This is a genomic window from Aquimarina algiphila, assembly GCF_007489275.1.
Taxonomy (GTDB): domain Bacteria; phylum Bacteroidota; class Bacteroidia; order Flavobacteriales; family Flavobacteriaceae; genus Aquimarina; species Aquimarina algiphila.
This window is the reverse complement of sequence record NZ_VLNR01000012.1, coordinates 62,224-76,351: the sequence shown is the minus strand read 5'-3', so window position 1 is coordinate 76,351 and position 14,128 is coordinate 62,224. Positions and strand designations below refer to the sequence as shown.

At 33.7% G+C, this 14,128-nt stretch carries 12 protein-coding genes; 11 read left to right on the top strand and 1 reads right to left on the bottom strand.

From position 1 onward, the window contains the following. The first annotated feature begins 6 nt into the window (after positions 1-6). From FOF46_RS08005 to FOF46_RS07955, 11 genes are all read left to right on the top strand, one after another. Positions 7-354: a cupin domain-containing protein gene (locus FOF46_RS08005; protein ID WP_109436532.1), complete on the top strand. Its 348-nt coding sequence runs from the start codon at positions 7-9 to the stop codon at positions 352-354. Positions 355-830: 476 nt separating this feature from the next. Further along, a complete protein-coding gene (locus FOF46_RS08000; RefSeq protein WP_109436531.1) occupies positions 831-3,956 on the top strand; it encodes a SusC/RagA family TonB-linked outer membrane protein in 3,126 nt (1,041 codons plus the stop codon). 19 nt (positions 3,957-3,975) lie between these two features. Next, on the top strand, positions 3,976-5,418 hold the full coding sequence (locus tag FOF46_RS07995) for a RagB/SusD family nutrient uptake outer membrane protein (protein WP_109436697.1): 1,443 nt from the start codon (positions 3,976-3,978) through the stop codon (positions 5,416-5,418). 18 nt (positions 5,419-5,436) lie between these two features. After that, positions 5,437-6,441, top strand: coding sequence for a PKD domain-containing protein (locus FOF46_RS07990; protein ID WP_208746762.1), 1,005 nt, complete (start codon positions 5,437-5,439; stop codon positions 6,439-6,441). An 8-nt stretch (positions 6,442-6,449) separates the two neighbouring features. Then, positions 6,450-7,346, top strand: coding sequence for a polysaccharide lyase family 7 protein (locus FOF46_RS07985; protein ID WP_109436529.1), 897 nt, complete (start codon positions 6,450-6,452; stop codon positions 7,344-7,346). A 3-nt stretch (positions 7,347-7,349) separates the two neighbouring features. Continuing rightward, positions 7,350-8,318 carry a polysaccharide lyase family 7 protein gene (locus tag FOF46_RS07980; protein WP_143916093.1) on the top strand — a complete coding sequence of 323 codons (969 nt, stop codon included), beginning with the start codon at positions 7,350-7,352 and terminating at the stop codon, positions 8,316-8,318. A gap of 249 nt (positions 8,319-8,567) precedes the next feature. Next, positions 8,568-9,275, top strand: a complete 708-nt coding sequence (locus tag FOF46_RS07975) for a FadR/GntR family transcriptional regulator (protein WP_109436527.1) — start codon at positions 8,568-8,570, stop codon at positions 9,273-9,275. A gap of 244 nt (positions 9,276-9,519) precedes the next feature. Beyond that, a complete protein-coding gene (locus FOF46_RS07970; RefSeq protein WP_109436526.1) occupies positions 9,520-10,821 on the top strand; it encodes an MFS transporter in 1,302 nt (433 codons plus the stop codon). A 45-nt stretch (positions 10,822-10,866) separates the two neighbouring features. Further along, the gene (locus FOF46_RS07965; RefSeq protein ID WP_143916092.1) at positions 10,867-11,628 is read left to right on the top strand and encodes an SDR family NAD(P)-dependent oxidoreductase; all 762 of its coding nucleotides are present in this window, start codon (positions 10,867-10,869) and stop codon (positions 11,626-11,628) included. A gap of 118 nt (positions 11,629-11,746) precedes the next feature. Beyond that, positions 11,747-12,751, top strand: coding sequence for a sugar kinase (locus FOF46_RS07960; RefSeq protein WP_143916091.1), 1,005 nt, complete (start codon positions 11,747-11,749; stop codon positions 12,749-12,751). Beyond that, entirely contained in the window at positions 12,751-13,431 is a 681-nt protein-coding gene (locus tag FOF46_RS07955; RefSeq protein WP_143916090.1) for a bifunctional 4-hydroxy-2-oxoglutarate aldolase/2-dehydro-3-deoxy-phosphogluconate aldolase, read from the top strand. The genes FOF46_RS07960 and FOF46_RS07955 overlap by 1 nt, the downstream gene beginning before the upstream one ends. A 78-nt stretch (positions 13,432-13,509) precedes the next feature. Here FOF46_RS07955 and FOF46_RS07950 read toward each other — a convergent pair whose 3' ends face one another. After that, a complete protein-coding gene (locus tag FOF46_RS07950) occupies positions 13,510-14,085 on the bottom strand; it encodes an outer membrane beta-barrel protein (protein ID WP_109436522.1) in 576 nt (191 codons plus the stop codon). Positions 14,086-14,128: the final 43 nt, after the last annotated feature.

The following is a 14,128-nucleotide window of genomic DNA, read 5'->3' as shown; positions in this document are numbered from 1 at the left end:
TATCAAATGAAAAGTTTTGGATCAAGCAAAGAATTTATCATCGGAAAAGAAATTGAATGGGAAACTGTTGGTGAAGGAGTACAACGCCAAATTATGGGATATGACGACAAGATTATGCTAGTCAATGTAAAATTTGACAAAGGAGGAATTGGTGTTATGCATAAACATTATCATTCTCAAGTTACTTATGTAAAGAGTGGAGAGTTTGAAGTTACCATTGGTAACGAAACCAAAATATTAAAAAGTGGGGATTCTTTTTATATACCTCCAAATGTAATGCACGGTGCGATTTGTTTAGAATCTGGTTTCCTTATTGATGTATTTAGTCCTATACGAGAAGATTTTATGGAGTAAGTGTTATTATTAAATTCGTATTTATCACTTCAAAAAGAGAATATCTCAACCATTTTATATGTCAAATAAAGAATCTCAAAAATTTTAACATTAAATATTGTAATAATTTTTTGTTTAACATTAAAATAACATATATTTGGTAAACCAAATTGGTTTTCCAGTTTGGTTTACCAAAAAAACATCAAATCTTTTACTCATTTTCAAATCACAAACAACATGAAACTAATTGATTACTAGAAAACAAAAAAAGGACAGGTGCACACCTATCCTTTTAGAAATTACTTCTTTCGGAGGGAAGTAATACTTAACACGCATGCACTTTATAGATCACATGCTTAACAAAAATACGAAATTTCGTTTACACTGTTATGATATGTGATTAATTAAAAGGGAGAATAAGAAATACTCATTTATTCTTCATTAGGATATCTACATAAGATATCAAACTAAATTGTAAGGAACATAACATAATCAAAATGAATTTTAAAGGTAAATTAGTATTTATTATCCTGATTGTTTTTCAAATTTCTTTGTTTGCACAGGATGGTAATTATACCGTTACAGGAACAGTCACAGATTTAAAAGTACAAACTCCTCTACCTGGGGTAAATATTATTATCAAAGGGACACAAAAAGGAGTTTCAACTGATTTTGATGGTAAATACTCAATCAAAGTCAAAGAAGGAGATATTCTCGAATTCTTATATGTAGGCTTTAAAACAAAAAGTGTCGTAATAACTGGACAAACAGTTATAGATATTCAATTAGACGAAGATGCTGCAGAGCTAGAGCAAGTTGTAGTAATTGGATATGGTACCCAGAAGAAATCTTTACTAACCGGAGCAATTTCAAAAGTTGTTAATGAAGATTTGGATCAAATAGCGGTATCCAGGGTAGATGAAGCCTTAATTGGTCAAGTTTCTGGGGTAAACATCAGAAATTCTGAGGGTGAAGCTGGTTCTGCACCCACAATTCGTATACGTGGTATTGGATCAATATCTTCAAATAACGGACCTTTAGTCGTAGTTGATGGTGCTGTTGTTGATTCTGATTTTTTAACCAACATTGATATGAACAACGTAGAATCTTTTGAAGTATTAAAAGATGCTGCGTCTGCTGCCATTTTTGGTTCTAGAGGTTCTAATGGTGTAATTCAAATTACAACCAAACAAGGTAAAGAGGGTAAAGCAAAATTTACGTATAATACCTTTACAGGAATTAAGAAAGGTCGACGAAGTGATGCATATGACATTGATTTTGAAGGCGAACTGGAGCGAGAGAGGCAAATAACAGGTGGACTTTCTTTAGGAAGTCAATTCAGACAATTGATAAATGCCGAAAACGACTGGCAAGACATCGTTATAGACGGAGGTATAATCCAAAGTCATAGTTTTAGCATAAGAGGAGGTACTAAAAAAACAAAATACAATGTTAACTTAAGTTATGTTTCTGATGATGGTGTATTGTTAACAGATAGTTTTGAAAGATACCAAGCACAACTTAAGCTTAGTACAGAAGTAACCGATAAACTAAAAATAGGAGCGAGTTTCTCTCCTTCTTACTCAAAACGAAGACGATTTAGTGCAACTGGTGTTTACGATGTTATAAGACAACCTTCTTGGGTACCTACTCGTTTGGATGAGAGTAACATCGGTTTTGTGAATCGTGTTAGAGATGGAGGTAGATATGCTGATGCACAGATTGGAGACTATGCATTACAAAGAATGTTTGACGATTTCGAATACCCTACTGGAGCAACAAGTATTTTTGATAGTGCTGGTAATTTTCAAGGAGTCCCTGTGGGTAGTGGTGTAGATATTAGTAATACAAGTAATACCAATCCATTGGCAAAATTACTTGAACGTGAACGTTTTGAAAATAGGTATAATTTTTATGGTAACCTATACGCAGATTATAAATTCACAGATGACTTAAGTTTTAAATCAACATTCACTGCTACTTATGAAAACAGAATAAGCACAGACTACCGCGGTGTTAATTCATCAAGAAATGGTGCTGCCGCAGCAAACTCCTCATATGATACACGTAGCAGATATGCTTTAATTTCTGATAATATAATAAGCTATAACAAAACAATAGGAAAACATGCGATCAATGCGATTGCTGGTGTTTCTTTAGAAAATAGATTTTTTGAAGAGTCTCAAATAGAGACCAGTGGATTTACTTCAGATTTGATCCCAAATGTTGGTGGAGGTTCTATTATTAATGATGCAACTGCATTTGAGTATGAAAACTTTTTAAATGGTTTCTTAGCCAGAGTTATTTATTCTTATGACGATAAATATTTGTTTAACGCCAGTATTAGACGAGATGGTAGTTCTGTTTTTGGACGAGACGTAAAATACGGTAACTTCCCCGCAGTATCCGCTGGTTGGGTGGTTTCAAACGAACAATTCATGGATAATGCAGACTGGGTTAATCAACTTAAATTCAGAGTTAGTTATGGTATTACAGGTACTAATGCTCTTGATACCGGTTCTTTCTTAACCGACAACTACCCTTCTCTAGCCTTATTAGAAGGATCCAGTGCTGTTGTTGATGGTACTATAACCAATGGCTTCAATCCAGCTAATATTCCTAACGCTTTATTACAATGGGAACAATCAGAAGAAATTAATCCAGGGGTTGACTTTGGTTTCTTTAACAATGCAATTTCTGGTTCATTTGATTACTATAAAAGAACCAGTGATGAATTACTTTTGGATAATCCAGTAGCTGGAACCACAGGGTTTACTTCTGCACTTGTGAATCTTGGTACCGTTGAAAATGAAGGATTTGAAGTAGAATTACGTGCACGATTAGTAAGTACAGAAAAATTCAGATGGGATGCGACCGTAATAGGTTCATTTAATGAAAATACTTTGGTTGATTTTGGTGATTCAAACGGTCAAGTAGTGAATACTAATGACGGTAGTAGATTAGTTGAATGGATCAACTTAGTAGGTCAGCCTATTTCATCCTTTTATGGTTATGTATATGATAGGGATATTGATTTTGAATTTCTAAACGATCCTTTTAGACAAGTAGGTAACAGAACTCAATTCGCTTATGCAAAAGATTTGAACGGTGATGGTTTAATAGACGAAGATGATAAAACTATTTTAGGTGATCCTTATCCAGATGTAGTTTGGAGTCTTAGCAACAATTTTAGATATGGAAATATGGATTTTAGTTTCTTATTTCAAGGTAGTCATGGAGCCAAGACTTATAACTTAGGAGATCAATATGTTTTTGACTTTTTTAATAGTAATACTGTAGATTTTGATAGAGCTAGCACACCTGATCAAGAGTTTTTGGTGCAGCGTATATTTACAGACCAATTGGTGCAGAATGCAGGTTATCTAGCTTTGCGTACGGTAAGTTTGGGATACAATTTTCCTAAAGATGTTACTTCTAAATTGAATTTGACCAGTCTTAGATTGTATGCTACCGGTCAAAACCTATTATTCATCACAGCTGATGATTATACAGGTTGGAACCCAGAACATGTGCGTGAATTAACGCCTTTAACCTTTGGTTATCAAAGAGGTGGTACGCCAATACAACAAACAATAACCTTAGGAGTAAATGTTGAATTTTAACATACCAAAAACAAAAGTTATGAAACTAACAAAAATATATTCATTGTTTTGCCTGACCCTTTTATTTTGGTCATGCGATTTAGATCCGGTGCCAACTTCCGCTGGTATTGTTGATGAGTTTTTTAGAAATGATGACGAAATAACGGCGGGGATCATAAATATCTATGATGCTTTGCAAGGAAGCAACCCTCTCGAAGGTGACGGTGGTTTTAACAACCCACATTTAGCTATTCAAATAGAATATCAAATGGCTGAGACCTTAAGCGATAATTCAAGAACGAAAAGTGGATCCCCGCAAGGTTTCGATTTTGAAACCTTTACGGTTACTCCACAAACAGCAGCAGTAACTACATATTACCGAAGTATGTACAGAATTATCTTTTCTGCTAATGTCGTTTTGGAGAACCTAGAAAATGCCTCCAGTGAAAACGCAAACAGGTTTGAAGCAGAAGCACGTTTTTTAAGAGCTTATGCTTATTTTAATTTGGTACGTTTTTATGGTGATGTTCCCTTAGTTGACAGAGTCCTTGAATCTGCTGTGGCAGAAGATATAGAAACTTCTTTTACCAGGGTTGATGAAAATCTAATTTATGATTTAATTATCAGTGATCTTCAGTTTGCTGTAGACAGTGATTTGGATAATAGCTTTAGGACAAGAGCATCAAAGGCTGCAGCTCAAACCTTTCTTGCCAAAGTATATCTTACCTTAGGAACTAATTATTTAGAAGCGCAACGCTTGTTGGAAGCTGTAATTGACAGCGGTGACTATAGTCTTGAACCTAATTTCCTTGATATTTTTTATACCGAAGCTAATGAGGAGACAATATTTTCAATTGGTTTTGATGATACTATAGTTGATGATAGTCAAGGTTTTTCTGCAGAATTTTTAGACGCTGTAGGTCGTGGTACAGGTTCAAATTATGCAACAGCTGAACTCGTAGCAGCTTTCAGTACTTTTGGAGGTAATAGAGGGCAATTTACTTTTAGAGAAGATCCAGGAAATCCAGGTTTATTCCAAACAGTAAAATACTTACCAATAGCTGACGCAGATGTAGGTGTAACATCCGCCCCTGCTAATCCAAGAATCGCTGGTAATGACTGGATTGTCACACGATATGCAGATGTATTACTACTACATGTTGAAGCTATTCTTGCAGGTGGTCAAGAAACTAGTGCTCCTGCAGCAATTACATCTTTTCAAGCGGTTAGAGAAAGAGCAGGCATAACTGATCCTATCACAAGTATAACCAAGCAAGCATTGATGGACGAAAGACGTGTAGAATTAGCTTTTGAAAATCATCGTTTTTTAGACTTAAAACGTTTTAAAGTAGCGCAAGAAGTCTTATCTGCCTTTTCAGAAGCAAACAGTTTTGACTTTCAAGCTACTGATTTATTGTTACCTATTCCGGGTGCAGAAATTGCTATTAGCCAAGGGGTATTAACACAAAACGATGGGTATTAAAAAATTAAACATAACGTTATGAGAAAAATAGTTTTAAACAACGGATTGATATCAAAAACTAGTATGGCTATGCTTTTAGTTTTTGTAACGGTATTTGTCTCTTGTGATTTTATAGACGAATTACCAGAGGAAAACTCTATTGCAGATGAGACACCACCAAATGCATTCTTTACCTTTACAAATGGTGTAGAAATTGAAACCTTTACACAAGTTACTTTTGCAAACCAATCAAATAATGCAACCAGTTATAACTGGGATTTGGGAGATGGAAATACTTCGACTGAAATAGATCCGCAGAATACCTATCCAGGAGAAGGTTCTTACACAGTTACATTAACTGTTACAGATGCATTAAATCAAACTTCTACCTATTCAGAAACAATAGAATTAATTGAACCCGATGTGCCAGCTGTTCCAGATCCAGTATTATTAAATGCTGATTTTGACAGGCTTCCTAAATCTTCAGGTACTGATTGTACTTGTTCTGGATGGATCAATACAAGTATTGGAGAACAAGGCGAATCCAGCAGCGGTAATGGTTCTGATGTTATCAAGTTTGATAACGCTGAACCTGACCACGCATATCAAGAGTTTGCGGTTACTCCAAATGCCGATTACAGAATTGAAATCCCTTTACGTTTCGAATCAGATCAAGCCGGAAGTTTACCAAGTCAGTTAGAAATAAGAGTTTTGGCAGGAGAAGGTTATGTAAGTAGTTACACACCTACTTACTTCACAGATACCGCCGCAATTCCACAAAATGGTTTTGGATACACGTCTGTAGCTCAAATTGAAGACGCTGATAATAATTTATTAATTGAGGTTATAGATAATCCTAATGATTCTGACTACCGTATTTTTGCTTTCACCTTTAATTCTGGAGCTAATGATAGTGTTGCTCTCTTCATAAGAGGTATTGGTAATTCTGGACCAGAAGATCCTGCCGATTTTGCTATGTACGGATATTCTAGTGGAGATGAAGAAATACGAGTTGATTCTGTTACTATTACAGCTGTTAATTAATTTGTAAAATGAAAAACATTCAAAAAAACATATTACCTTTTTTAGTAATAGTATTTCTATCTGTTAATGCTACTTGTCAATCTCAGACAAGTAGTATTACAGATTCGAATGTTAAAAAAGAAAAAAAGAAAAAACGCAAAAAGAAATACAAACTCCCAAAGATTGATTTAAGTCACTGGAAAGTGACTTTACCTGTTGGAAAACCAGATGAAGTAAGTCCCCCAGAAATATTAGATTATGCAAATAATGACGTCCTTAAAAAGTATATGTATAATGACTCTACTAGTGGAGCCTTAGTTTTCTACGCTTTTCCAGGATCTCAAACCGCAAATACTAAATATTCCAGATCAGAATTACGTGAACAAATGGTGCCTGGAGATAATAGTGTAAACTGGACATTCGAACAAGGAGGAAAAATGCGAGGGCGATTAAAAATGGGGGAAATCTCCCGAGACAAAAACGGAAAATATCATAAAACCATAATCATGCAGATTCATGGTAGACTAACCAATGAACAACGTGATTTAATTGGTCAAAAAGATAATAACGCTCCTCCAATATTAAAAATATATTGGAAAAATGGAAAAGTTAGAGTTAAAACCAAAGTATTAAAAAATCCAAATGCATCAAATACAGAAATTCTAAGAACCGATGCCTGGACAGATGATAAAGGATATACTTTTAAGGAAGAAGTAGGATTTAAAAAATTCACATTAGAAGTAAAAGTTACCAAAGGAAAAATGGTCATCTCGTTAAACGACAACGAATTTGCCGTTTACAAAGATATAAATATCAAGAGATGGGGCGTTTTTGAAAACTATTTTAAAGCCGGAAACTATTTAGGTACTAAAGACAAAAATGGTTTTGCAAAAGTGATGTATTATGAATTAAATGTTAGCCACTAAATCATGAATAAGAAAAAAAACATATCAAAGTACTTCCCAAAAAAATTGATAATTAATAAAATCTGGAGTATACAATTATTATTAGGATTATTTCTTTTAATATCTAATACTAGTTGCCAAAAAGATAATTCAGACACAGAAACCCCTCAAAATGAGACTATAAGTACTGATGAGAATGATAATACAGATCAAAATAATCCAGTCTCTGATAATTTCAAATTACCAGAAATTGATTTGAATCATTGGAAAGTTACCTTGCCTATAGGAAATCCAACTGAAGTAAAACCACCAGCTATTTTAGCATATGCGACCAATGAAACATTAAAACCTTTTATGTATAATGACTCTATAGATGGATCTTTAGTTTTTTATACATATCCAAGTTCATCTACCGCAAATTCTTCCTATTCAAGAACAGAATTAAGAGAACAAATGGTTCCCGGAAGCAATAACACAAATTGGACATTTGCTCAAGGAGGACGAATGAAAGGTACTTTGGCAATGAATGAAATCACAAAAGATAATGATGGTAAATACCATAGAGCTATCATTATGCAAATTCATGGTAGACTAACAGATGCGCAAAGAGATTTGATAGGAGAAGATGATAATAACGCCCCTCCTATTCTTAAAATATACTGGAATCAAGGAAAAGTTCGTGTAAAAACAAAAATTCTTAAAGATCAAAATGTCTCTGAGACAGAGATACTAAAAACAGATGCGTGGACAGATGACGAGGGGCATACATTTAAAGAAGAAGTAGGGTTTGAAAAATTCACCCTGGAGGTAAAAGTATCAGAAGGAAGAATGGAAATTATACTTAATGAAAATGAGACTGTGGTATATGATGATATAAATATCCAAAAATGGGGAATTTTTGAAAATTATTTTAAAGCAGGAAATTATTTAATAACCAGAGATGAAGGATCTAATGCAAAAGTTAAATATTATAACCTTGAAGTATTTCATTAAATAATAATAAATACGTGATCCCTATCTATTATAAACCAAAAAAAATAAAAATTTAGATTTGAATTAGTATTGTTTTAGGATTTTGTTAGCCCTATATTGTATAGGGTTGACAGACTCCAGTAGTACCCAAAAAGACTATTCTAAATAATTAATTCATGTCTCTTTGATATATTTTTATTATACCGAATAATTTCATAAATTTGGCAAACCAATCTGGTTAACCAATTTTATCTAATACACATTTTAACTATGAAATTAGAAATACTAACAAAGAATGAGAACGAGGAAATCCAAAAGAAAATCATTTCTGATATAAGGGATTTGATTAATCATAAAAATTTGGAACCTGGAGATAAATTACCTTCAGAAAGAACCTTATCTGAAAAATTTGAAGTTAGTAGAAGTAACATTCGAGAAGCGATTCAAAAGTTAGAATTTTATGGTTTATTAAAATCTATACCACAAAGTGGAACTTTTGTCGCTAATATTGGAGTTATTGCCATGAATGGTATGATCGAAGATATTCTAAGATTAGATGATCCAGAATTTAAATCCTTAGTTGAAACACGTATTTTATTAGAATTAAAAACAGCAAGGTTGGCGGCTATCCGAAGAACAGATGATGATTTAAAGCTCTTAAAAGAAGCATTAGATGCATATTCTAATAAAGTACTCAAAGGCGAAGATGCCGTTCAGGAAGATTTATTATTTCACTTAGCAATTGCTCGAGCAAGTAGAAATAGTACCATGAATACTTTTATGTTAATCATTACTCCAGAGATCATTACCAATTTTGAAAAGTATCATGTATGTGATACAAATCAGGCTTTTTCAGGAATTCAAGAACACACAGATATTTATGAAGCTATTAAAAACCAAGATCCAAAATTAGCTAAAGAAAACATGAAAAAACACTTTAAGATATTATACCAATATTGTTATAATCTCAAAGACTAAATTTAAAATTAAGAACACAGAAGATAAAAGTGCACAATTTTATCTTCTTATAAAAATATTAGGAGGGAATCTTACTTAAACCATTTTACTACAAGTTTTTATAAGTACATAATATACTTACACCACTTCAAGATTTTGATGACTTTCAGTAAATGAAATGAGGATTAGTTTGCATTAATGTTTTTTAATAACTGCGTGTATCTAATACTAATTATTAAGATTCTCTTGAATTAAAAAAAACAATATGAAATTAAAAGGATTACGCTGGTGGGTTATAGGGTTAATAGCTTTAGCGACCGTTATCAATTATATTGACAGGCAATCATTAAATGTTCTTTGGCCACAAATATCAGAAGAATTATATCCAGATAAATCTATGGATGAACGAAAAGATATCTTTGGTTGGATATCATCAATTTTCTTATTCTCTTATGCTTTTGGTCAAGCAATTTTTGGAAAGATTTTCGATAAAATAGGTACACGTCTAGGATTTGCATTTTCAATAGGGTTTTGGTCTATAGCAACCGCATTACATGCTTTAGCAAAAGGTTTTCTTAGTTTTTCGATTTTTAGATCCATATTAGGTGTCGCTGAAGCTGGAAACTGGCCAGGCGCTGCTAAAGGAAATGCAGAATGGTTTCCATCCAAAGAACGCGCCTTTGCTCAAGGTATTTTTAACTCAGGTGCCGCTATCGGGGGTATCATTTCGATTCCTGCAATTGCTTTTATGACGATTCATTTTAGTTGGCAAATGATATTCATTATCGTTGGAATTATAGGACTACTATGGTTAGTTCCATGGATGTTAATAATGAAAGCACCACCAGAAAAACATCCATGGCTTACAGAAAAAGAACGAAAATATATTCTTGATAAATCAGAAAATATTGATCAAAATCAAGACGAAAATAAAAATGATGACTATAATCCCGTTACTGGCAAAATGTTATCTCATAAAGAGAGTTGGGGCGTAATGATAGCTTCTGCTGCAATTGACCCTATTTGGTGGCTATTTGTTTTTTGGATTCCAACATACCTTGTAGAAGTATATAATATGGATGTAAAGTCAATAGGCATTTATGGATGGGTTCCTTATGTCGGTGCAATGATTGGTGCATGGTTTGGAGGACTTCTAGCACAGAATCGTATTAAAGCAGGTTGGAATATTAATAAAACCAGAAAGTTTGTTATCACGCTGGGTTGTCTAATTATGTTGCCTTGTTTCTGGTTACTATCTGACCCTGGAAGCCCTGTTAATGCGGTACTCATTATGGCAGTTATTCTTTTTGGATTTCAAACAGCCATTGGAAACATTCAAACATTACCAAGTGACTTATTTGGTAAAAAGACAGTTGGAACCCTAGCTGGTTTATCTGGAATGTCAGCAAAATTTGCTGGTGTAGGTCTTACTGCATTAGTATCCACTTTAACCATGGGAGGAAATTACACCCCTGCATTTATAGTTGGAGCTGTTTTGACCTTAATAGTATTAGCGAGTGTATGGATCTTATGTCCTAAAATCGAACCATTAAAAGCAAAAAAATAAAACCAATTAGAAAAGTAATCAATTAAACAATAAACTTAAAAAAAAATGAAATTAAAAGGAAAAGTTGCTATAGTAACAGGAGCTACCGGTGGTATCGGTTACGAAGTTGCAAAAAGATTAGGTAATGATGGATGTACTGTAATTTTAAACGGTATAGAGGATGATAAAGGAGCTCAAAGAATAGAAGAACTTATTGCTCTTGGAATAACTGCAGAGTACTATGGATTTGATGTTACAAACGAAGATCTTGTAACTTCAAACATAAATGCAATTGGAGAAAAATATGGTAAAATTGATATCCTGGTAAATAATGCTGGTGGATTAGGCGGACGATCAAGATTTGAAGGAATGACAACAGAATTTTATCGTTCTGTAATGGCGTTAAACCTTGACTCAACATTTTTTGCCTCAAGAGCTGCTATTCCATTCCTTAAAAAAGGAGAAAATGCTTCTATCATTAACTACACATCAAATGCAGGATGGACTGCTGGAGGGCCTGGAGCAGGAATTTATGGTACATCTAAAGCCGCAGTTAATGCAATAACCAGAGCTTTAGCAAAAGATCTGGCAGAGTATGGCATTAGAGTAAATGCAGTATCTCCTGGTACAATTGATACCCCATTCCATAAACAAATCAAATCAACAAAGCCTGAAGTTTTTGCATCGTGGAAAAACAATATTTTATTGGGAAGATTAGGTCAACCAGAAGATGTAGCTTCTGTTGTTTCTTTCTTAGCAAGTGATGATGCTGCTTTTATAACAGCTGAAACTATTCAAATTGGTGGAGGACAAGCGTTAGGAATTTAAATAATAGCATATTTAGCTAGCTATTATTTATCTTTATTAAAAGGAAATCGTACGATCATAAATAGAAACGTAAGTTTTTGGCAAATTTCCACTATTAACGACCTAAATTAATTTAACAATGAATAAAGTAGTAACCTTTGGAGAAGTTTTAATGCGTATAGCTCCTTTGGGAAATAAAAAATTAAAACAAACCAACCAACTAGAGTACTACTTTGGAGGTACAGAAGCGAATGTAGCTATATCGCTTTCACAATTAGGAAATCAGACACAACACGTAAGTGTTGTGTCTGATGATTTTATCGGTGATGCTGCAAAAGGTTTTTTACAAAAATTTGGAGTTAATACACACTCAATATACAGCTCTCAACACCCACTAGGATTATATTTCCTTGAGGTAGGAGCCGTTATGAGATCTAGTACTATTACATACAATAGAAAACATTCTGCGTTTTCTAATATAGATCCCAAACAAATAGATTGGCACAAAGTTTTAGAAGATTGTCGATGGTTTCATTGGACAGGAATCACTCCTGCCCTATCTCTTAACGCGTATCAGGCGTTAAAGGATGGGTTAACCATTGCAAGCCAAAAAGGAATTCCTATTTCTGCAGATCCAGCATATAGAAGCGATTTATGGAACTACGGAAAAGATGCTAGAGAAGTATTAAATGAGTTGGTAAAATTATCTACTATATTTATAGGAGGACCTAATGAAATTAATGAATTATTAGATACAAAATTTTTGTATAAAAATGATGATTTTATAAAAGGTAGTAAACAACTAATTGAAAAACATCCTAACATTAAAAAAGTATTTGATAAAACCAGAAATTCAATAAACGCAAATTGGCATAAAATCCAAGCTAGAATGTGGAACGGTTCAGAGTTTTTAGAAACAAATGAACTAGAAATTACCCATGTTATAGATAGAATCGGAACAGGAGATGCCTATGCTGCAGGATTGATTCATGGTCTATTGCATTATGATGATACAAAGGCATTACAATTTGCAAACGCTGCTTGCGCAATTAAACATACAATAGAAGGCGATGCAAATTTGGCAACTGAGCGAGAAATTATAAATATTATTGAAGGTAATCTTTCTGGAAGAATTATAAGATAATGGCACAATATACAAGAATAGAAGTTGCAAAAGTGATGAAAGACACAGGGATCGTTCCCTTATTTTATCATTCAGATATAGAAATCGTAAAAAAAGTAATAAAATCCTGCTATGATGGTGGTGCAAGGGTATTTGAATTTACAAATAGAGGAGATCATGCTCAGGATATATTTTCTGATGTTTCTAAATGGGTATTTAAGGAACTTCCTGGTATGATTCTGGGTATTGGATCTATAGTGGATTCTGGCACAGCTTCTATATTTATTCAGAAAGGGGCTAATTTTATAGTTTCTCCTATTCTTAATGCAGATATAGCAAAAGTATGTAACCGCCGAAAAATAGCCTGGTTACCTGGGTGTGGAACCCTCTCTGAAATTAATTATGCAGAAGAATTAGGAGCTGAGATTGTCAAAATCTTTCCTGCAGCACAAATAGGTGGTCCAGATTTTATCAAAAGTATTAAAGCGCCTTGTCCATGGTCTAGTATCATGCCTAGTGGCGGAGTTACACCAGAAAAAGAAAATCTATCCAACTGGTTTAAAGCAGGAGCACATTGTGTAGGTATGGGTTCTAAACTTATAACTAAAGATGCACATGGTGTTTTTGACTATGATCAAATCACTAAACTCACTGCCAAATCTATAACGATTGTAAAAGATTTGAGAAATCAGAATCTATAACTTTTGAGTATCTTTTAATACAAATAGAAAAAGACGATCTTTTCAGATCGTCTTTTTTAATACTATAAATGAATTGAATTAGTTTCCTCCAAAAGTAAATAATAGGCCAAGATTTATTGTAAAATCACTAACAGATTGTTCAAAGTTTCCTTCTCCTGTTTTACCTGCATTCAAATACGCAACATTCATATTAAGAACGCCATATTTAAAACCAATTGCAGGGCGAATTGCAAAGTTTGATGTACTTGCCGCTACTTCTACATCTCCTGTATTTCCTGTAGCTTCTACTTCTACTGATCCAATAGAAGTAATACCCAAACCTAAACTTCCATAAGGTCTAAACCCTTCCTTCTTAAAATAATACCGACCGTTTAAAAGATAACTGCTTAATGCAATAGCTCCAAAAGATACATTTTGCCCATTAATAGTTTCATCACCTCCTACTAAGAAGTCACCTTGCGCCAAAATAGATACGTCAATATCTTCGGTAACGCCATATCCTAATTCTAGATGTGCAGAAACCCCTCCATCGGTATAGTCTGCTATATCCCCAGTAGGAAGAGCATATCCAACACCAAAACCAAGTTTAACTTGCGCGTTTGCAGCAGTCATTCCTAATAATGCAACTGCAGCTAATAATAAAAATTTTCTCATAATTGAAATATTAATTAATTTATGTTGAATATCTTACTAACCA